This is a genomic window from Ruegeria sp. CDSC068, assembly GCF_059610545.1.
Genome location: NZ_JBXWNV010000009.1, coordinates 29,997 through 50,846, shown reverse-complemented (window position 1 = coordinate 50,846; position 20,850 = coordinate 29,997). Strand labels below are relative to the sequence as shown.

18 protein-coding genes and 1 other RNA gene are annotated in these 20,850 nt (G+C 57.4%); 12 read left to right on the top strand and 7 right to left on the bottom strand.

Annotated features, from left to right (window positions below):
* The first annotated feature begins 9 nt into the window (after window positions 1-9).
* Window positions 10-867, top strand: a complete 858-nt coding sequence (locus tag AC2FID_RS17380) for an alpha/beta hydrolase family protein (protein WP_496837939.1) — start codon at window positions 10-12, stop codon at window positions 865-867.
* A 7-nt stretch (window positions 868-874) separates the two neighbouring features.
* Here the strand turns inward: AC2FID_RS17380 and rsgA are convergent, their stop codons facing one another.
* The 3 genes from rsgA to AC2FID_RS17365 form a co-directional block, all read right to left on the bottom strand.
* The gene (gene rsgA / locus AC2FID_RS17375) at window positions 875-1,903 is read right to left on the bottom strand and encodes a ribosome small subunit-dependent GTPase A (protein WP_496837937.1); all 1,029 of its coding nucleotides are present in this window, start codon (window positions 1,901-1,903) and stop codon (window positions 875-877) included.
* Window positions 1,904-2,061: 158 nt separating this feature from the next.
* Window positions 2,062-2,160: signal recognition particle sRNA small type (gene ffs, locus AC2FID_RS17370), an RNA gene on the bottom strand.
* Window positions 2,161-2,199: 39 nt separating this feature from the next.
* Window positions 2,200-4,029, bottom strand: a complete 1,830-nt coding sequence (locus AC2FID_RS17365) for a bifunctional 2',3'-cyclic-nucleotide 2'-phosphodiesterase/3'-nucleotidase (protein WP_496838062.1) — start codon at window positions 4,027-4,029, stop codon at window positions 2,200-2,202.
* Window positions 4,030-4,237: 208 nt separating this feature from the next.
* On the opposite strand from AC2FID_RS17365, the gene nudC reads away from it, so the two are divergent.
* The 3 genes from nudC to AC2FID_RS17350 are packed head-to-tail and all read left to right on the top strand — an operon-like array spanning window position 4,238 to window position 6,220.
* Window positions 4,238-5,218 (top strand): NAD(+) diphosphatase, encoded by a 981-nt coding sequence (nudC, locus tag AC2FID_RS17360; RefSeq protein ID WP_282170454.1) that lies wholly within the window; start codon window positions 4,238-4,240, stop codon window positions 5,216-5,218.
* A gap of 40 nt (window positions 5,219-5,258) precedes the next feature.
* Window positions 5,259-5,726, top strand: a complete 468-nt coding sequence (locus AC2FID_RS17355) for an SRPBCC family protein (protein WP_496837935.1) — start codon at window positions 5,259-5,261, stop codon at window positions 5,724-5,726.
* A 26-nt stretch (window positions 5,727-5,752) separates the two neighbouring features.
* Window positions 5,753-6,220 (top strand): GNAT family N-acetyltransferase, encoded by a 468-nt coding sequence (locus AC2FID_RS17350; protein WP_496837933.1) that lies wholly within the window; start codon window positions 5,753-5,755, stop codon window positions 6,218-6,220.
* A 12-nt stretch (window positions 6,221-6,232) separates the two neighbouring features.
* On the opposite strand, the gene AC2FID_RS17345 is transcribed toward AC2FID_RS17350, so the two are convergent.
* The gene (locus tag AC2FID_RS17345) at window positions 6,233-7,066 is read right to left on the bottom strand and encodes a prephenate dehydratase (RefSeq protein WP_058279807.1); all 834 of its coding nucleotides are present in this window, start codon (window positions 7,064-7,066) and stop codon (window positions 6,233-6,235) included.
* 119 nt (window positions 7,067-7,185) lie between these two features.
* On the opposite strand from AC2FID_RS17345, the gene AC2FID_RS17340 reads away from it, so the two are divergent.
* From AC2FID_RS17340 to AC2FID_RS17320, 5 genes are all read left to right on the top strand, one after another.
* Complete coding sequence (locus tag AC2FID_RS17340) at window positions 7,186-7,692, top strand: c-type cytochrome (protein ID WP_058272647.1); 507 nt, start codon at window positions 7,186-7,188, stop codon at window positions 7,690-7,692.
* 174 nt (window positions 7,693-7,866) lie between these two features.
* Window positions 7,867-9,771 (top strand): extracellular solute-binding protein, encoded by a 1,905-nt coding sequence (locus tag AC2FID_RS17335; protein WP_496837931.1) that lies wholly within the window; start codon window positions 7,867-7,869, stop codon window positions 9,769-9,771.
* Window positions 9,772-9,780: 9 nt separating this feature from the next.
* Window positions 9,781-10,866 carry a microcin C ABC transporter permease YejB gene (locus tag AC2FID_RS17330; protein WP_058279808.1) on the top strand — a complete coding sequence of 362 codons (1,086 nt, stop codon included), beginning with the start codon at window positions 9,781-9,783 and terminating at the stop codon, window positions 10,864-10,866.
* On the top strand, window positions 10,867-11,973 hold the full coding sequence (locus AC2FID_RS17325) for an ABC transporter permease (protein WP_496837929.1): 1,107 nt from the start codon (window positions 10,867-10,869) through the stop codon (window positions 11,971-11,973).
* Window positions 11,970-13,547 (top strand): ABC transporter ATP-binding protein, encoded by a 1,578-nt coding sequence (locus tag AC2FID_RS17320; protein ID WP_282170449.1) that lies wholly within the window; start codon window positions 11,970-11,972, stop codon window positions 13,545-13,547. Before AC2FID_RS17325 ends, AC2FID_RS17320 begins: the two co-directional genes overlap by 4 nt.
* A 20-nt stretch (window positions 13,548-13,567) precedes the next feature.
* Here the strand turns inward: AC2FID_RS17320 and AC2FID_RS17315 are convergent, their stop codons facing one another.
* Both AC2FID_RS17315 and hemN read right to left on the bottom strand, forming a co-directional pair.
* On the bottom strand, window positions 13,568-15,496 hold the full coding sequence (locus tag AC2FID_RS17315; RefSeq protein ID WP_496837927.1) for an elongation factor G: 1,929 nt from the start codon (window positions 15,494-15,496) through the stop codon (window positions 13,568-13,570).
* A 177-nt stretch (window positions 15,497-15,673) separates the two neighbouring features.
* Entirely contained in the window at window positions 15,674-17,029 is a 1,356-nt protein-coding gene (hemN, locus tag AC2FID_RS17310) for an oxygen-independent coproporphyrinogen III oxidase (protein WP_496837925.1), read from the bottom strand.
* Between the two features lie 64 nt (window positions 17,030-17,093).
* On the opposite strand from hemN, the gene fnrL reads away from it, so the two are divergent.
* Together fnrL and AC2FID_RS17300 are read left to right on the top strand one after the other, a co-directional pair.
* Window positions 17,094-17,834: a transcriptional regulator FnrL gene (gene fnrL, locus AC2FID_RS17305; protein ID WP_282120264.1), complete on the top strand. Its 741-nt coding sequence runs from the start codon at window positions 17,094-17,096 to the stop codon at window positions 17,832-17,834.
* A 64-nt stretch (window positions 17,835-17,898) separates the two neighbouring features.
* On the top strand, window positions 17,899-18,153 hold the full coding sequence (locus AC2FID_RS17300) for a GlsB/YeaQ/YmgE family stress response membrane protein (RefSeq protein ID WP_496837924.1): 255 nt from the start codon (window positions 17,899-17,901) through the stop codon (window positions 18,151-18,153).
* A gap of 44 nt (window positions 18,154-18,197) precedes the next feature.
* Here the strand turns inward: AC2FID_RS17300 and AC2FID_RS17295 are convergent, their stop codons facing one another.
* Complete coding sequence (locus AC2FID_RS17295) at window positions 18,198-19,037, bottom strand: universal stress protein (RefSeq protein WP_496837922.1); 840 nt, start codon at window positions 19,035-19,037, stop codon at window positions 18,198-18,200.
* A 195-nt stretch (window positions 19,038-19,232) separates the two neighbouring features.
* On the opposite strand from AC2FID_RS17295, the gene ccoN reads away from it, so the two are divergent.
* Window positions 19,233-20,840 carry a cytochrome-c oxidase, cbb3-type subunit I gene (gene ccoN / locus AC2FID_RS17290; RefSeq protein WP_108861216.1) on the top strand — a complete coding sequence of 536 codons (1,608 nt, stop codon included), beginning with the start codon at window positions 19,233-19,235 and terminating at the stop codon, window positions 20,838-20,840.
* Window positions 20,841-20,850: the final 10 nt, after the last annotated feature.

The following is a 20,850-nucleotide window of genomic DNA, read 5'->3' as shown; positions in this document are numbered from 1 at the left end:
GAGGGCACCATGTTGGACAACACTCCGGTCGTTTTGACCGAGGATTTCACGTTTTCTGCCGGAGAGGCCGAACTGTCGGCACGGCTGTATATGCCTGCCTCGGCACCCGATGTGGCGGTTGTAGTCCATGCAGCCACAGGCGTACCGCGCGACTATTACCAGCATTTTGCGCGGTGGTTGGTGGAAGAACAGGGTATGGCCTGTCTGACCTATGACTATCGCGATTTTGGCCACTCTCTACGCGGGCGCCTACGCGATTCGCAGGCCACGATGGCCGATTGGGCGTTGATCGACATGCCCGCTGCTCGCGCTGAAATGCGGCGCAGATTTCCCGCCGCCCAGCAGTGGAGCATTGGCCATTCGGTGGGTGGAATGCTGGGGCCAATTCAGCCCGATATTGAACAGATCGACCGGATGATCTGTGTCTGTTCAGGTTTGGTGACGGTATCCGACCACCCCTGGCCGTATCGCGCACTGGCGACAATGTTTTGGTATGCCCACCCGCCATTGCTGGTTAAGGCATTGGGATACCTGCCGGGCAAGGCACTTGGGTTCGGCTCGGACCTTCCGGCACGTGTCTACTGGCAGTGGCGCAAATGGTGCACCGCTGCGCTGAGCTACGTGCCGGATATCGGCAAAAGCCTTCCAGACGCCCGTTGGGCTGCGTCGGAAACACCCGTCGATCTGTTCACAATGGACGATGATCAGGTGGTGCCCCCGAACGCGGTTTGGCGCCTGGCCGATCTTTACGGTCCCAAAGCCCGCCGGCATCAGTTGTCGCCGAAAGACATTGGATTGGCCGAGATCGGTCACATCGGCGCATTTGCGCGCCGAAATGCGGCCATATGGCCCCGGTTGATCGCCTGAGCCGGACTTACAGCTTTTTGCGGGATTTCTTGTCCTGCATCACCGATCGTACCATCTTACCAAAGGCCTTGTCGCGCGCACGAGACTGCGCCACGGTTTCCGAGTTCCTCTCATCCTCGCGCCGCAGCTTTCGCCAACGCTCTAGCCGCTCTGTGTCAAGGGATCCGGTGGAAATCGCATCCTGCACAGCGCATCCCGGCTCGGCCTGATGCTGACAATCGGAAAAGCGGCAGGTTTGGGCCAATTCCAGAATGTCGGAAAAGACCTCATCGACGCCATCTTGTGCATCCAGCAACCGCAAAGCCCGCATGCCGGGTGTATCGACCAGCCAGCCTCCGTTCTGCATCGGATGCAACGCGCGCGCCGTTGTCGTGTGCCGCCCGCGCGCGTCGTCCTCGCGAATGCCGGACGTTGCCTCCTCCAGACCAGTCATGGCGTTGACCAATGTTGTCTTGCCGACACCGGATGAGCCGACCAGTGCAGCGGTCTGTCCAGCAGGGCACCAGGACAGTACTTGCTGCACGTCCAGGGCATCCAAAGCATTGATTGCCAGTACGGTCAAAAACGGAGCCAGCGACTCGGCTGCTTTGGAGAAATTACTAGGATCGGTACAGGTATCGGCCTTGGTTAGAACTATCACCGGATAGCACCCGGCCTGGTGTGCCAAAGCCAAATACCGTTCCAGCCGGGCCAGATTGAAGTCGGCATTGCAGGAACTGACGATGAACAGCACATCCACATTGGCGGCGATCAACTGGACCTCGGCCGCGGTTCCGGCAGCGCGGCGTTTCAACAGGCTGCGGCGTTCCAGCAGGTGTTGAACCCGGTTTTGATCATCCGCCAATACCCAATCTCCGACGGCAAAGTCGCCCGTCGGTTGGGTCAGGGTGAGCAGAGGTGTTTCACCGTTGATGCTTGCGCCGATCAGGCGATCACGGTGAACGGCTGTGATGCGAAAGGGAGCGCATGTAGGATTGGCCGCATGTTGTGCGGCAAAGTGTGAGGACCATCCCAGGTCCGAAAGTGTAAAAGACATTGTTCTGCCTGTGTTCAGGTACAGCAAGCCGTCTGGATGGCGGTCGCGTATCCAGCGGTAATGTGTTCAGGCAGGTGTGAGGGTCGGCCTCAGAAACGCTCTGCCCAAAGGGTTTTTGCTACAATCATAAAAGCCCTCCTGCGGCTAACGATTCAAGTAAGTGAGAGGTTGGACATCGACCCAAGCGGGGCTCGTTGTGGCTGCTTCCTTCCGGACCTGACCAGGTTGGCGAGGCGCTCGCCCGCGCCAACCTCTCGAAAATCGATATAGGGAAGACACGCAGAAATGACAACCCGTCACAGTGAGAGTTGAATGCGCAAGAACCCTTCGGCATTCGTGCCAGCCAGCGTTGGGCTGAACTCTGTGATGTCCGCGAGGTGACGTTGTGCCTGTTGACCGGTCTTCAACAGGACAGAGGACCCCGGCATGGGCGCAAAACGGAATGGGCAGGGGCCCTGTTCCAGCGATTCCGTGGGCAATGCTCCGGTCAGGTAATCCTTCAGCGCGTGTTGGATCGGCAAAGCCGGAACGTTGATGATTTCGGCGTCTCGTATGAACGGGAAATGCCCTCCGCCGCTGGCCCGATAATTGTTCAGTGCAACGACAAAGCGTTGTTCGGACGTTATCGCGCGGCCGTCGAAACGAAGATCTGAGATGCGTCGGTATGCTGGATTTACCAGTCGCCCCTCCGCATCGAACCGAGGCGGTACGCTCAGGTCGATCACGTAGCTTAGCCCGAATAGTACATCGAAATTGTGTCCGGCTCGATCAGGATTGACCAATTCAGTTTGCACGCCGGGTTTCACCTGATTGAATACGCCCGCAGACATTTCAAGCCAATCTCTGATGTGCTCTCCTGTCACCGCGACCGAACGAAGTTCGTTTGGAAAGATGTTCAGATCAGCCACGTGTCGCATGCGCATCACGCCCGCAGGAATGTCCGAGTAAAAACGAGGCCCGGCACGACCACCGAATTTTGAAGGTGCCACGGCGGACAGTAAAGGTGTCGCTTCATGGGGTGTGCCCTTCAGGTTGTAGCGCACGGCCGAAGCCTGTGCTGCGGCCACCATCGCAAGCCCGCGATCCCTGGTGCAAAAGCTGAAATAGCTGTGCAGGTGCTGATCCGTATGCCCAATTGGTTCCTCGGCCTGTTTTCGTGTTGCGGAATGCACATCCGAAAACAGCGCCACCAATGACGGGTCTTCGGGTGCCGGCTCAACACCTGTGACCGGGCGCAGTTCAGAACGACGCGCCACGACCGACCAGCCCTTTTCTGTCGTGGCAACCAGCGTCAGATCAATCACGCCAAGATGAGATCCGGCAGATCCCGGCATGACAACAGGTGTGCCATGCACCATACCGCCAGTGGCATCGACGTGTTCTAGCCCAGCGTGCGACTTCCCCGGCAGGGTCAGATGCGTGTGCCCGGCGATGATGGCGTCTATACCCTCAATCGCGGCCAGGGGGATTATCGCGTTTTCAAGATCGGGCGCGGGGTCGACGGACCCCAGCCCCGTATGGGCAAGCGCGATGATCACGTCGCAGCCGTGGGATCGAAGCTCAGACACTTTAGTGCGCGCGCAGGTCAGAATGTCGTCTATCCGGACGTCATCACCCAGCCGATGAGATTCCCAATTCCGGGTCTGCGGCGGAACCACCGAGAAGACGCCGACGGTTAGCGAGGCTTGGTGCCCCGCGACCTCAATCCGGCGGGTTAGAACTGCCAGATCCTGCCAGACGACCTTGACACCAGATCGATGAACATTGCTGCAAACCACCGGACAGGGGGCCTGCGAAAGGATGCTGTCCAGTATATCTTGACCGAACCCGAAATCATGATTGCCCAACCCGATCGCATCATACTCTAACGTGCTAAAGGCCTGCATCAGCGCATGCGGCTTGTCAGCTTGCTCGGCGGCGAGGTCCCCAACCGGAGTTCCCTGCAGCGAATCGCCGTTGTCAAAAAGCAGCACGGTTGAGCCTTCCCCCTGCGCCTCAGTTCGGGCTTCACGGATCAGGCTGGCGGTTCGGGTCAGGCCAATTGTGGGTTCAGGGGTGTCAGAATAGTAATCAAAACCCCTCAAGTTCATATGAAGATCCGTGGTGGCCAGTATTCGGATCTGCACGGTCTGCGAAGGCAGAGAAGGGGAAGGTTTCAAATTTCTACTTTTGGCAGTTTTGTTTTAGTCATTTTCAACAAAAAGATTAATCACAGTGAATTGCAAGGTTTAGCTGTGTTCATTCGATAGCGACCTGTGGTTTTGGGGGTGGAATACCGTTGCAACTGATTGGCCGACATGGCAGCCCTGTGCGGAGCAAGCCTAAGGATAACTTATGAAAAATGCGGAATATGTGACGTTTGGTAGCTCGGGGCTGGATCGTGCGGCGCATATTCGTGGGGATGCTGATGCGGTCGCGCGAGCGCGATCGCATCCCGATGCAAAATGCCTGCTGTTGTGGCGCGGTAAAGTTTTAGTTCAGGGTGAGGCGCTGGATCAGTTGGGACTGATCTCGATGTCACATAAACTGGTCGAAACCGGGCCGGGCGGTTCCGTCGAGCAGCCTGTATTCCTGGGGCTTTCAGACGACGCGCCGGTGTTTGCCACTGATATTTCGGGCTGGACGGCTGATGGGTTGGACGTGTCCGGTGTCGGAGGCTTTATCGATAAGTCAGAGCAACAGCACCCGGACTTGCCCCACGGCCATGTCTTCGCCGAGCTGCGCCGGATCATGACCCGTTTGTCGGCGCGTGACGCCGAACTGGCGGCCTCGGCCAAAGCGGTGACCGCGTGGCACGAAACGCATCGGTTTTGCGCCCGGTGCGGCGCAGCCAGCGAACTTGCGCAGGCTGGGTGGCAGCGCAGTTGTCCGTCCTGTGGCGGGCAGCATTTTCCGCGTACCGATCCGGTCGTCATCATGTTGATTACCCTTGGCGATTCTGTGCTGATGGGACGTTCACCGGGTTGGCCGGAAGGGATGTATTCGCTGTTGGCAGGGTTTGTTGAACCGGGTGAAACGCTTGAGGCCGCAGTCCGTCGGGAAGTGATGGAAGAGGCGGGCGTGCCAGTGGGTGAGGTCCGTTACCTGTCTAGCCAACCCTGGCCATTTCCGGCCTCGTTGATGTTCGGCTGCGCGGGCGAGGCGTTGTCGCGCGACATCACCATCGACCCGGTTGAAATCGAAGATGCGATGTGGGTTACCAAATCCGAGATGATGCAGGCCTTTGCCGGCGAACACCCCGTTTTGCTGCCAGCCCGCAAGGGAGCGATTGCGCATTTTCTTTTGCAAAACTGGCTTGCGGATACATTGGACTGACAAAATACTGTTCTGAAAAGCGAGAGAACCCCGAACCACAATGCAGTTTACAGTGCGCGAAGATATCGAAGCTCCCATCAACTCGGTGTTTGAAATGGTGGCCGACTTCGACCGATTCGAACGGATCGCAATGCGGCGCGGGATCGACGTCCGGCGGATTTCGGGCGAATTGGGCGTTGTTCCGGGCACCAGTTGGGAGACAGAATTCAGGTTACGCGGAAAGCCACGTCAGATTTCTGTGCAGATGGCCGAATGCGACCCGCCTTTGCTGATGCGGTTCGAAGCGGCAAGCAAGGGGATGAACGGGGTAACGACGGTGGAGCTTTTGGCCCTGTCGCAGCGCCGCACGCGCCTAAGCGTTGATATGTCCCTGTCAGCCAAATCCCTCCCTGCGCGGCTGCTGTTACAATCACTAAGGCTTGGGCAATCCCGGTTTCGGCGACAGTTTCAGTTCCGCCTGACCGAATTCGCACGGGAAATGGAACAACGTCACATTCATGGTGGTTGATTGCCCAAAGCTGTGGTGGGAACGAGATGGATAGCTTTAGTGTTCGTGAGGCGGTGTTGACGGATGCCCAAGGTATCTCAGAGGTACTGTGGGACATCGCAGCGGCCGGAAAGCGTAACAAGCGCTGCGACGTTGATTTTGCCCGCGAGCATTACGTGGCCGATCCCGACCGGATCAGATGCTCTGTTGCTTTTCAGGAGGAGCAGGTCCTGGGATTTCAATCGTTGAAATGGGCGGTCGAAAACAACCCATATGGCGCTCCGGTCGGGTGGGGCGTCATTGGAACGCATATTCGCCCGTCTGCCGCACGGCGCGGTGTCGGGCGTGCCTTGTTTCGTGCGACGCTCTTGGCGGCACGGGAAAGTGGCCTACCGGCCATTGATGCGACCATTTCGGCCACAAACGCCGAAGGATTGGCCTATTATTCGGCGATGGGCTTTGTGGATTATCGGGAGCACGAGGGTGCCCAGTGCAAAAGCTTTTCCGTGATTTGAGCCGAGGTGGCTTCAGCCGCGCGGTTGAGCCGCTGGGTAGACGCCCAAAATCTCGACATTCGTGGTGAAGTGTTCCAGTTCTTCCATCGCCAACTGTACGTTCCGGTCGTCCGGGTGGCCCACGATATCGGCATAAAACTGGGTCGCAGTGAACGACCCATCGACCATGTAGCTTTCCAGCTTGGTCATGTTGATGCCGTTGGTCGCAAACCCACCCATCGCCTTGTAAAGCGCAGCCGGAATGTTGCGCACCTGAAAAACAAAACTGGTGATCATGCCATGTTCTCCGCGGCGTGACATGTCGGCCTGCTGTGACATCACCAGAAAGCGCGTGGTGTTGTTGTCGCGGTCTTCAATGTGCCGGGCAAGAACGTTCAAGCCGTAGATTTCGCCGGCCAACTCGCTGGCCAATGCTGCTGAATGCACCTCGCCTTGTTCCGAGACCTCGCGGGCCGCACGCGCGTTGTCGGGGCTGACACGTCCCTTGATGTTGTGTTCTTTCAAAAACCCGGCGCATTGCGGTAGCAGAACCAGGTGCGAGTGTGCCTCGGTGACATCCTCGATTTTGGCCCCTGGAACGGCAAGAAGGTTGATGTGAACGCGTACGAACGCTTCTTCGATGATGTGCAGCCCGCTGTGGGGAAGCAAACGGTGGATATCGGCGACCCGGCCATACGTGGTGTTTTCGACCGGCAGCATTGCCAATTCAGCCTCACCTGCGCGCACCGATTCGATCACATCTTCGAAAGTCCGGCAGGGCAGGGCCTCCATATCGGGGCGGGCATTACGGCAGGCCTCGTGGCTGTAGGCGCCGGGTTCTCCCTGAAATGCAATACGTTTGGTCATTTGGTCGATTCCGTGCAACAAGTTCGATAATTGGGCGTTTAGTCGCGGTGTCTATACCTTGCCTCTTGTAAGGGGAAGCCTTAGACACCCCGCAGACAGCTGAAATGGACTCGCGATCAATGTTCGACACGATGACAGTTACCAAGGCCGCAGCAGGCCTGTTTGGCACCTTCCTGGTGCTGCTTTTGGCCAAATGGGGTGCCGAAGTGCTTTACCATGCGGATGGGCATGGTGAGACGGCCTCGTATATTATCGAAACCGAAAGCTCCGGTGAAAGTGCTGACGGCGAAGAAGTGGTGTTCGAAGACATGCTGGCCGCCGCAGACCCAGATAAGGGCGCGCGGGTTTTCCGTAAATGTACTGCCTGCCACAAGCTGGAAGACGGCGCCAACGGCACTGGCCCCTACCTGTTTGCAATCGTGGATCGCCCGGTTGCTTCAGCCAAAGGTTTCACTGGCTACTCAGCTTCGATGCAAGCCCATGGCGGCAATTGGACACCCGAAGCGCTGGATGCGTTCCTGACCCGCCCCAGTGCCTATATCTCAGGTACATCCATGAGCTTTGCGGGTCTGAAAAAACCGCAGGAACGGGCCGACCTGATTGCCTACCTGCAGACCATCAACTGATCTTTCGCTCAGTTTTGACGCATTCAAAAGCCGCTGCCCCGTGCAGCGGCTTTATTTTTTGTCTAAGTAAATCTTCACAAAGTGTTCACGCACTCTAAACTTGAAACTGGCAGTGCTGGTCTTTTAGCTGCCGCAAACAATATTAAAGACGTCAACGAGCAGGGGATGAACCACATGAAATCCAATCGAGTTACCGCTTTAGCGCGAACAAGGGATTTCGGACGCTTAGTTCACATTCTAGCTTTGGGGGCATTGCTCTGTGCAGCCGCTGCAACTCAGCTTTTTGCTGAGGAAAAGATCATCAAATCACACGGGTTCTCGGAATTCGGTGATTTGAAGTATCCGGACGGCTTTGCGCATTTCGACTATGTGAACCCGGATGCGCCACGTGGTGGAGAACTCTCCTATGCGGCGCAAGGCACGTTCGACAGCTTTAATCCCTATACCAGGCAGGGCCGGGCTGGTGCGAGGTCGGCAGATCACTACGAAAGCCTGCTGGTTCCATCCTATGACGAACCGGCGGCCTATTATGGCCTGCTAGCCGAAAGCCTGGAGTACCCCGAAAGCTATGATTGGGTGATCTTCAACATCCGCCCCGAGGCGCGGTTTTCCGACGGCACACCGGTGACGGCCGAAGATGTGGTGTTTTCCCATAATCTGCTGCTGGATCAAGGGCTGAAATCTTATGCCGACGCAATTCGCCAGCGGATCCCCAAGGCCGAGGCGCTGGATACCCATCGTGTAAAGTTCTACTTCTCGCCAGATTTCCCCCGCCGAGGCCGGATTTCTCAAGTTGGGGCCACGTCGATTTTCTCTAAGAAATGGTTCGAGGAAGACCCTGAAAACCGCCGATTGGACAAGTCGCGGCTCGATCCGGGTATCGGCTCGGGGCCATATGTTCTGGATGATTATGATATCAACCGGCGCATCGTCTATAAGCGCAACCCCGATTATTGGGGCAACGATGTCAACGTCAACGTGGGCCGCAACAACTTTGACACCATCCGCGTCGAGTATTTCGCCGATTCCATTGCTGCGATGGAGGGGTTCAAGGCGGGCACGTTTACCCTTCGGCAGGAAAACAACTCGAAAAGCTGGGCAACGGCCTATGATTTCCCGGCAATTGCGAATGGTTCTGTCGTGCGGGCTGAACTGGCAGACGGAAATGTGCCGTCGGCGTCGGGCTTCATCATGAACCTTGACCGGCCAAAGTTTCAGGACCCCCGCGTTCGCGAAGCTATCCAGCTGGCATATAATTTCGAATGGACAAATGAGAGCCTGCAATATGGATTATTCCAGCAGCGCAGCTCTTTCTGGGAAGGAACGCATCTTGAGGCGACCGGCCTGCCCGAAGGGCGCGAGCTTGAGGTGTTGCAGGAATTGGGTGACGCGCTGGACCCGGCCATCCTGACCGAAGAACCGGTCTCGGCGCATGAATCCCGGGCCGCCCGCCAAAATGACCGTGGCAACTTGCGCAAGGCGATGAAACTGCTGGACGAAGCTGGCTGGCTTGTTGGGGATGACGGCATTCGTCGCAACGACAAGGGCGAAGTGCTGTCTGTTGCATTTCTGTCCGACCAGCCAACGCTGGACAGGCTTATTCAACCCTTCGTCGCCAATTTGCGGGCAATGGGGATTGATGCGAGCTACAACCGCGTGGACAACGCCCAGTTCACCTTGCGCCGCCGGGACCGTGATTTCGACATGATTGTTGGCGGGTACCCGAGGTCGTTGCAGCCGTCGACAGGGTTGTATCAGCAGTTCGGAACCGAAGCGGCCTCTTACTCGGTCTTCAACCCGTCGGGTGTGCATGGCCCGGATATCGAACCGCTGATCGATAACATTGCCTCTGCCGAAGACAGCGAAGAGCTGTTTGCAAATGTCCGCGCATTGGACCGCGTCCTGCGCGCCAAGCGGATCATGGTTCCCACGTGGTATCTGGGCAAGCACTGGGTTGCTTACTGGGACATGTACGAATTCCCGGAAAATCTGCCGCCTTACGCATTGGGTGTTGAAGACCTTTGGTGGATCAACGAAGAGAAAGAAGCCGAGTTGAAATCCTCCGGCGCCTTGAGGTAATCCGCCCCCATGGGAGCATATATTCTTAGACGACTGTTGCTGGTCATCCCAACCCTGCTTGGGATTATGATCGTCAACTTCACGCTGGTTCAGTTCGTTCCTGGCGGACCGATTGAACAGATCATCGCCCAGTTGGAAGGTGGCGGTGATGTGTTCGAAGGGATCGCCGGCGGCGGCAGTGACATCGAGCAGCAGACCGGCGGCACGAATGACCGCTACATTGGTGCGCGTGGCCTTCCGCCCGAGTTTATCGAAGAACTGGAAAAGGAATTCGGGTTCGACAAACCGCCGGTTGAGCGGTTCCTCAACATGATGGGCAATTACCTGACGCTGGACTTTGGTGAGAGCTATTTTCGGTCGATCAGCGTAACCGATCTGGTGTTAGAGAAGATGCCGGTGTCAATCTCGCTGGGTCTGTGGTCCACGCTGATCGCGTATCTGGTGTCGATCCCGCTGGGCATTCGCAAGGCGATTAAGGACGGGTCACAATTCGACACCTGGACCAGTGGCGCGATCATCGTAGCCTATGCTATTCCCGGCTTCTTGTTTGCGATCCTGCTGTTGGTTCTGTTTGCCGGGGGATCATATTGGCAGATATTCCCGCTCCGGGGGCTGACCTCGGACAACTGGGACAGCCTCAGCCTGTTTGGTAAGATCGTTGACTACTTCTGGCACATTGCCCTGCCGATTATCGCGCTGACGATTTCGGCCTTTGCGACGCTGACTCTGCTGACCAAGAACTCATTCCTGGACGAGATCAAAAAACAATATGTCATGACCGCCCGCGCCAAGGGTCTGAGCGAAAGTCAGGTTCTGTACGGCCATGTTTTCCGCAACGCGATGCTGATCGTAATCGCCGGATTCCCTGCGGTTTTCATCGGCGTCTTCTTCGGGGGGTCGATCATCATCGAGACGATCTTCTCGCTTGACGGTCTCGGCCGTCTGGGGTTCGAGGCAGCCGTTGCGCGGGACTATCCGGTGATCTTCGGCACTCTGTTCATCTTTGGCTTGATGGGGTTGGTTGTCGGCATCATCAGTGACCTGATGTATGTGCTGGTCGACCCGCGCATCGATTTCGAAAAGCGGGAGGGGTAAATGGCACTTTCCCCTCTCAACCAGCGTCGCTGGCGCAATTTTCGTCGTAATGGGCGTGCATTCTGGTCGCTGATGGTCTTTTCCGTGCTATTTGGTTTGTCGTTGTTCGCCGAGTTCATCGCGAATGACAAACCGATCCTCGTAAAATACCGGGGTGAGCTTTACACGCCGATCTTCAATTTCTACGCGGAAACCGAATTCGGCGGTGATTTCCAGACCGAGGCGATCTATCGCGACCCAGAGGTGCAGTGCCTGATCGACAGCGGTGGCATCGAAGACTGTTTTGACGACCCCGAAGGGATTATCGACGAAATCAAGGCGGATACATATCAGGCAGATGGGTACGAGCGTGGTTGGGCCGTCTGGCCGTTGATCCCGTATTCCTTCAACACCAGTGTTGATCGCCCCGGTGCAGCGCCGCTGCCACCCAACGGACAAAACCTGCTGGGCACGGATGACACCAAGCGCGACGTATTGGCCCGTGTAATTTATGGCTTCCGACTGTCGATTTTGTTCACGCTTATGGTCACGGGTGTGGCCAGTCTTGTGGGAATTTTTGCCGGGGCTATTCAAGGCTTTTTTGGCGGCTGGCTGGACCTGATCTTCCAACGGATCATCGAGATCTGGTCAGCGACGCCTTCGCTTTACGTCATCATCATCATGTTTGCCATTCTGGGTCGAAGTTTCTGGCTGCTTGTGGCGCTGATGATCTTGTTCAGCTGGACCGGGCTTGTGGGCGTTGTGCGCGCCGAGTTCCTGCGGGCGAGAAATCTGGAATATGTGCGCGCTGCGCGGGCACTGGGTGTGGGCAATATGACAATCATGTTCCGCCACATGCTGCCCAACGCGATGGTCGCTACGCTGACCTTCATGCCCTTCATCGTTACGGGCACCATCGGCGGCCTGGCCTCGCTGGATTTTCTGGGCTTCGGCCTGCCATCTTCGGCCCCATCTTTGGGTGAGTTGACCCTGCAGGCCAAGCAGAACCTCCAGGCACCCTGGTTGGCCTTCACCGCCTTTTTCACCTTTGCCATCATGCTATCGCTACTGGTCTTCATCTTCGAAGGCGTGCGCGATGCATTTGATCCCAGAAAGACCTTTTCATGAGCCTGCTGGATGTGAACAACCTCAAGGTCTCGTTCCGTCAGGACGGGCAGGTGAGCGCAGCAGTCAAGGGCGTGTCCTTTACTGTGGATCGGGGCGAAACGGTTGCGCTGGTGGGCGAATCCGGATCTGGCAAATCAGTCACTGCGCTGTCGACAGTGTCTTTATTGGGTGACAGTGCAATTGTCGAAGGCTCGGTCACCTATGAAGGGCAAGAGATGATCGGCGCGTCTGACCAGCGCCTGATGGATGTGCGCGGCAACGATATCAGCTTCATCTTTCAGGAGCCGATGACCTCGCTCAACCCGCTGCACACGATCCAGAAACAAATGGCCGAGTCACTGGCCCTGCACCAGGGTCTGACAGGTGATGCAGCACGGGCCCGGATCGTCGAACTGCTGACCAAGGTTGGCATTCGCGATCCCGAGGAGCGCCTGGACAGCTATCCGCATCAATTGTCAGGTGGCCAACGCCAGCGCGTCATGATCGCCCTGGCACTTGCCAACAAGCCCGATATCCTGATCGCGGATGAGCCGACAACGGCCCTGGATGTGACCATTCAGGCGCAGATCCTCGAATTGCTGGCCGAGCTTCAGAAATCTGAGAATATGGGGATGCTTTTCATCACCCACGACCTTGGGATCGTGCGCCGTATCGCCGACCGGGTCTGTGTGATGAAGGATGGCGAGATTGTCGAAACTGGCGCGACCCAGGAGATCTTTGACAACCCCCAACACCCCTACACCCGCAAGCTGCTGGCGGCCGAACCATCTGGTCACCCCGATCCTGTGGCACCCGACGCCGAAGAAGTGGCGCGCACCGATCACCTTAAGGTCTGGTTCCCGATCCAGCGCGGGTTCCTGAAACGCACAGTTGGCCATGTTAAGGCGGTGAACGATGCAACGCTCAGCGTACGCGCCGGTGAAACCTTAGGGATTGTGGGCGAAAGCGGCTCGGGTAAGACAACGCTGGCGCTGGCGATCATGCGGTTGATTGCGTCCGAAGGGGCGATAACCTTCCGCGATCAGGATGTACGCCGCTGGTCGACGCGAGAGTTGCGGCGCTTGCGCAAGGATATGCAGATTGTGTTTCAGGACCCATTCGGAAGCCTCAGTCCCCGGATGACCTGCCAGCAGATCATTGCCGAGGGGCTGGCGATCCACAAGGTCGACCCGCACCGCTCGCCACGGGAGCTGGTGACCGAAGTGATGACCGAAGTGGGCTTGGACCCGGCTGCGATGGACCGCTATCCGCACGAATTCTCGGGCGGGCAGCGTCAGCGTATTGCCATTGCACGAGCCATGGTCCTCAGGCCCAAATTGCTGGTTCTGGATGAACCGACCAGCGCCCTGGATATGACTGTGCAGGTTCAGATCGTCGACCTGTTGCGCGATTTGCAGCGTAAGTACGGACTGGCCTACCTATTTATCAGCCACGATCTGAAAGTCGTGCGTGCGATGTCCCACAATGTGATTGTCATGCGAAACGGTGACGTGATCGAAATGGGGTCAGCCGAAGATCTGTTCGAAAACGCCCAGACAGACTATACCCGCGAACTGATTGCGGCGGCGGGCTGAAACCAGCCCGCCCGGGGCTTTCAGGCATTCGCTGTTTCGCGTGCCGCGGATTTTGGAACCGGGCCGCGAAGCTCTTCGTAATGGTCGAATTGCAGTTTTACCCACCCCGTGCCGCGTGTCGCGCTGGCGAGGGTGCGGTGTAACTCGTCTTCGGCCACAGCAGGCAGTTGGGCATTGAAAATCTCCCATCCAGACGCGTTGGGATTGCCTTCAAAGCCCAGAACCTGACCCTGCAGCGAACTGATCGTAGGCACCAGGTCGCCCACGAAATCCGAGGGCAAGTGGATTTCGGCGTTCAGGATGGGTTGCAGGACCACCGGTTTCGCCTGCGGCAAAGCCTCTCGAACCGCGTTCTTGCCCGCAGTGCGGAACGCATAGTCGGAACTGTCGACGTTGTGATGCTTGCCATCGCTGAGCGTGACTTTGACATCCACAACCGGGAACCCTTCAGGCCCCTGCACCAGCGCATCCTTGGCCCCGTGTTCGACCGAAGGGATATAGTTTCTGGGCACGGCGCCCCCTTTGACGATCTCTTCGAATTCGAACCCGGCCCCACGTGGGGTCGGTGCGATCGAGATCACCACATCGGCAAATTGTCCTGCGCCGCCGGATTGTTTGCGGTGGCGATGACGATGTTCGATCGGTGCGCGGATGGTCTCGCGATAGGCCGTCTCAACCGTCTGGGTCTCAATCTCGATACCGAAGTCTTCAGCCAGCTTGGCGCTGACGCGGCGCATATGCTGCGGTCCTTGCGATCCCAGAACGGCATGACCGCTCAGTTCATCGTGCTGCAGGTGCAGTCCGGGGTCAATCTCGACCAGTCGGGATAACGCGTTGGACAGGCGTACATCGTCACGCTCATGTGCCGGCGACACAATTTGCCGATGGGCGGCCGGATGGGCCTCGGCCCACTCCGGTAACGGTGTGGTTCCGGTGCTGTCGTACAGGTTGCCGGGGTTGAGGTGGTCGGATTTCACGGCCAGCCCGATCTGACCAGCTTCCAATTCCGAAATTTGGGTTTTGGCATCCAGTGTCGTCAGGTTGCCAACCGATTCGCCGCCTAAAGCTTCATGCGCTTTGACGCCCTTGCCCAGACCGCGCAGCACGATGATTTTTCCGATGTGCTTTTTGACATCCGCGAACCCGGCAATTGCGCGCGCGTTTTCGGCTGCTTCGTCCCGCCCGGCGGCGATATTGAATTCAGGGGCTTCGTGACGAAGCGCTTTCATCAAACGGGTCAGCCCGTTGCCGTGGCTGGCAGACCCCAGGCAGGCCGGGATCAACTGGTGGCTTTGCAGAACCTGCGCGGCCAGATCATAGATTTCTGCGCTGGGCGGCTGTTTGTCCTCGATCAGTTGTTCCAGCAGATGATCATCGAAATCTGAAAGCGTCTCCAACAATTCGGTTCGGGCTTCCTGTTCCCGGTCTTCGACGGACTGCGGAAGTTCGATCAGGGCCGAGGGTTGCCCTTCCTGATACTTCCATGCCCGCTCCGAGATCAGGTCGACCGCGCCGATGATCGCCTCGCCATCGCGGATTGGAACCTGCCGCAATGCGATGTGGTGTGTGCAGTAGGTTTGCAGAGCGGCGATGATATCGCGGATACGTCCGTTTGGGGTGTCCATGCGATTGATGAACAGAAAGCAGGGAATACCCGCCTCTTCGACCAGCCGCAGATAAGGGGCGCAAAGCACGGCGGCGTCCGGGTCGGGCGGTACAACAACGACAGCAGCATCCGAGATCGCCATGGCAGGGCCTACATAAGCCATGGTGTCGCTGCCACCATTCACGTCGATGGCACACCAGGGTTCGTCCAAGTAAGAAAAACCGTGCAAATGCACGGTTCCGGAAACGTCGAATGTGGTTGGCCGGCCATCAAGGCGGCTGATGGCCTCGACCAGTGTTGTTTTGCCCGAGTGGCTGGGGCCGAGGACAGAAAAAACGCGCATGAATGCAGTCCCTCTTTCAAGTTGCAGAACGGCTGCACGAAAAAGGCGGTCGAGCGCGAACGCGTCGGCACATACTGTCTGGTACTCTGCCTGCCTCAGGCACGGGGCGGATTTCCACCCGCCCTACAAGTGTGGGGAAAACCCACCCTCCGCGTCAAGTCCTGTCCTGCGTTGGTATCAGATCGCCGAGCTGTGTCCCGCCTTGCTCAGATCATAGGCATCAAAGGTGCGGGCGACCATTCGGGTCAGCGCGCGCGCCTCGGGCGGGATGAACAGGCCGTCTTCTGAAACGCTTAGCAACCCGTCGAAGGTTGCGTTTGCAGTCTGATACATCTCCTGCAATTCCGCGGCGGTGATGTTGTGGTCGCGCAGAATCTCGGCGGTATCTATCCGGAAATCGCACATCAACGCTTCAATCAATCGGGCGCGCAAGATGTCTTGGCCTTTGAACAAATGCCCACGGGATATTGAGAACCCGCCCTCGCGGATCGCTTTGGTATGTGCTGACGTCGCGGGTGCGTTCTGGGCGTATCCTTGCGGGAATCGTGAGATCGAGCTTGCACCAATCCCGATCAAAACGTCGGACTGATCGTCGGTGTAGCCCTGAAAGTTGCGCTTTAGCTTTTCCGTGTTCAGTGCGTGCGTCAGTCCGTCATCCTGCGTGGCAAAGTGGTCGATGCCGATTTCGGCATACTTGTCCCACAGGAACAGGCGCCGGGCCGTATCGAACAGATCCAGGCGGTCTTCGGGCGTTGGCAGGGCATCCGTTGGGATCAGCTGTTGCCGCTTGGCCATCCACGGCACATGCGCATACCCGTACAACGCCACCCGGTCCGGGCTGAGCGACAGCAATTTCTGCACGCTTTCAGTCATCCGCGCTTTGGTCTGGTGCGGCAGACCATACAGAATATCGGCATTCAGGCTGGCGATGCCGCGCGCGCGGATCATTTCTATGGCCTTGCGGGTGGTGTCGTAACTTTGGATGCGCCCGATGGTTTTCTGGATTTCGTCGTCGAAATCCTGCACTCCGATAGACGCACGGTTCATGCCAGCCTCGGCCAATGCATCGAGCCGACCCTCGTCAATCTCGTTCGGGTCGATTTCGACCGAGAACTCTGCATCCGGCCCCAGCGGGACAATCTCAAGAATCCGGGCGGCCAGATCGCGCATCAGATCGGGGTTCAGCAGGGTGGGTGTACCACCGCCCCAATGCAAGCGCGAAAGGGTTACCCCCGCAGGAAGGTGGGCGGCCAGTAGGTCCAGCTCGGCCTTGAGGACATCCACATAGGCGATCACCGGGTTGTCGGTCTGAGTGCCTTGCGTCCGGCAGGCGCAAAACCAGCACAGCCTGCGGCAGAACGGGACGTGGACGTACAGCGACACGGAACTGCCGGGCTTGATCCCGGAAATCCAATCACCAAAAAGACTTGGCCCGACATCGTTGCTGAAATGTGGGGCGGTGGGATAGCTTGTGTAACGCGGGACTTTCGCGTCAAATAGTCCAAGCTGTGCCAATTGCGGTTTCACTATCATACCGATACCGTTAAGCCACGGCCGTCTATGAAACCTTGACTGAGATCAAGTGGAACCGCGAACGATGTTAAAAGCGCAATTTGACCATACCAACTGTTCCGACTGCCCCATTCGGCACCGAGCCGTCTGTGCACATTGTGATGTCGATGAATTGGAAGAGCTTGAAGGCATCAAGTATTACCGGACCTTTGAGGCGGGCCAAACGGTTATCTGGTCGGGAGATCAGATGAATTTTGTGGGCTCTGTCGTGTCGGGCATCGCCTCGTTGACCCAGACGATGGAAGATGGTCGGACGCAAATGGTCGGCCTGCTATTGCCCAGCGATTTTGTTGGACGACCCGGTCGGGAAACAGCGCCCTACGACGTGTTGGCCACAACCGATTTGGTCATGTGCTGTTTTCGCAAGAAACCGTTCGAAACCCTGATGGGCAGCACGCCGCACATCGCCCATCGACTGCTGCAGATGACGCTGGATGAGCTGGACGCGGCGCGTGAATGGATGTTGGTTCTCGGGCGCAAAACCGCGCGCGAGAAGATTGCAAGCCTGCTGTCAATCATTGCCCGGCGGGATGCTTCAATTGCGCCCAAGCAAAAACCTGGCCCGATTGTCTTTGACCTGCCGCTGACGCGTGAGGCTATGGCAGATTATCTGGGATTAACCCTTGAAACCGTAAGTCGCCAGATTTCGGCCCTGAAGAAAGAAGGGGTTATCGAGTTGGAAGGCAAACGCCACGTGACAATCCCCGACATGCGGCGTCTGATGGACGAGGCCGGCGACGACTCCGATGGCGGTTTTCTGGTTTAAGCCTGTTCTGCTGCCTGCAGCCGTGATTTACTGAATACGTGAATGAACCGCGCAGGAGTAAGGCATGGAATTCAGTAGCATTTTGGCAATGCTGGTCATCGGTGCGATCGCCGGGTGGCTTTCGGGCAAAATTATGGAAGGCCGCGGGTTCGGCCTGATCGGAAACATAATAGTCGGGATCGTGGGCGCCTTTCTTGCAGGTCTGATTTTCCCGGCGCTGGGCTTTTCGGTTGGCGGCGGCGTGTTTTCGTCAATACTCTTCGCAACCATCGGCGCGGTCATACTGTTGTTTGTGATTGGTCTCATAAAACGCGGTTAGGCCATCCGTCCGAACGGAAGGCCTTGAATAGGAAAAACGCCCGATCAGTGTGCCAGAAACACTGGGACCGAGGCTTGTTCCAGCATGTTGCGGGTTGCACCACCCAGAATGGCTTCGCGGAACCTAGAATGGCCATATGCACCCATAACGATCATGTCCGCCTCACTATCTTCGGCGTGCCTGTTCAGGATGTCTGACACACGGGTCATGGTTTTGCTGAGCACATCAATCTCACATTTGACCCCGTGACGGGCCAACATCTGAGACAGCAGTCCACCTGGGTCAGAACGGTCGGGGCCGTGGCGCGGCGGGTCGATGACGACAATCCGAACCAGATCGGCTTGCGTCAGGAAAGGCAGGGCGCATCGGATGGCGCGCATGGCTTCGACACTTTCATTCCACCCGATCAGCACAGTACCGGGGCGCTCAAAGGGCGCTGCATTGTCGGGTGTGACCAGAATTGGCGCGTGACCCTCGAACATGGCGGCTTCGACAATTGGTTCGGCTTCGGCGCTGCGGTCTTTGCCATAAGGTTTAGGCAGGACAACCAGATCCGAGAACCGGGCACGATGCGCCACGTGGCGACCAATATCAGCGATCTGAGCGACCCCGCTTTCAGCAGACCAGCGAATACCGGACTTACCCATGTAATCCTGAGTTTGCGTCAGCAGTTCGTCGGCGTCTGCGTTGGCCCGGCTCAGCGTTTCTTGCAGGACCAGAGCATTTGCACCTGCGTAATAATAGCCCGCTTGGCTGCGATCGACGCCAAGGCATAGCGCTTCAGCATGCGCATCCTGTGCATTTGCCAGTGCAACCATTTGCGCCAAGGCTGATTGTGATTGTTCCGAGTCGGTTACGACTGTGAGAAGAGATTTGTACGCCATTTTGACCTCTTGTCTTCAGGGCTAAGTGGCATGCGGCCATGCAACTCAGTCTAAGGCTTAGGATTGTCACAGATTTCGGGCTATTGTCTTGATACAGATCAAAGCGAGATTGGCCGCTGTCCGACAAAACAACGGCCAGTCAAAAGGGTTCCGCGACAAATAAGAATCGCGCGGAGCATGGCAAAGGGACGCAATATGTCAAATTACATCAAGCTGATCGTGCTTGGTCTGATCGCGATATTCGCGGCGATCGGAACCAATTACGCACGCGATTTGGCGTATCAGGTGCATGCAATTCTGGTGATGCTGATCGCCGGTGGTTTGTTCATCTGGACGCTGAGAAATACGGATGAGCCAGATATCCTCGTCGACCGTTCGGCCGAGTACATGGATGACGTGATCCGCTATGGCGTGATCGCAACTGCCTTCTGGGGGGTGGTCGGGTTCCTTGCGGGGACCTTTATCGCCTTTCAGCTCGCCTTTCCGGTGCTGAACTTCGAGTGGGCGCAAGGTTATTTGAACTTTGGCCGTTTGCGCCCGCTGCACACCTCGGCGGTGATTTTTGCCTTTGGCGGCAACGCGCTAATCGCGACATCGTTTTATGTCGTACAGCGCACAAGCGCCGCGCGCCTATGGGGCGGAAATCTGGCATGGTTTGTATTTTGGGGCTATCAGCTGTTCATCGTGCTCGCCGCCACCGGCTATGTGCTGGGTGGGACCCAATCTAAGGAATACGCTGAACCCGAATGGTACGTCGACCTGTGGCTGACTATCGTCTGGGTGGCCTATCTGGCCGTCTATCTGGGGACGATCGTCAAACGGAAAGAACCTCACATCTACGTGGCAAACTGGTTCTATCTGGCTTTCATCGTCACAGTCGCCATGCTGCACCTGGTAAATAACATGACCGTCCCCGTCAGTATCTGGGGTTCTAAATCGGTCATCGTCTGGTCGGGCGTACAGGACGCCATGATCCAGTGGTGGTATGGCCACAACGCAGTGGGCTTCTTCCTGACCGCTGGTTTCCTGGGCATGATGTATTACTTCATCCCAAAACAGGCCGAGCGTCCGGTATTCTCATACAAGCTGTCGATCATCCACTTCTGGGCTCTGATCTTCCTGTATATTTGGGCCGGTCCGCACCACCTGCATTATACCGCGCTGCCGGATTGGGCGTCGACGCTGGGCATGGTGTTCTCGATCATCCTGTGGATGCCGTCCTGGGGTGGCATGATCAACGGCCTGATGACCCTTTCGGGCGCCTGGGACAAGCTGCGTACTGACCCGGTGATCCGGATGATGGTGATCTCGGTCGGGTTCTACGGCATGTCCACTTTTGAAGGGCCGATGATGTCGATCCGTGCGGTCAACAGCCTCAGCCACTACACCGACTGGACCATTGGACACGTGCACTCGGGCGCGCTGGGCTGGAACGGAATGATCACCTTTGGTGCGCTGTACTTCCTGGTGCCGGTCCTGTGGAAACGTGAGCGCCTGTACTCGCTGCAGATGGTCAGCTGGCACTTCTGGCTCGCCACTATCGGTATCGTTCTGTACGCAGCGTCGATGTGGGTCACCGGTATCATGGAAGGCCTGATGTGGCGTGAAGTTGATGCAAACGGCTTCCTGGTGAACTCGTTCGCTGACACCGTGGCTGCCAAATTCCCGATGTATGTGGTGCGTGCTTTGGGTGGCGTCATGTTCGTCGCTGGTGCGTTGATCATGTGCTACAACCTGTGGATGACTGTGCGGAAAGCGCCGGCCAAAGAGGCCAGCCTGACCGTCGCGGTCCCGGCTGAATAGGAGGGCCGGA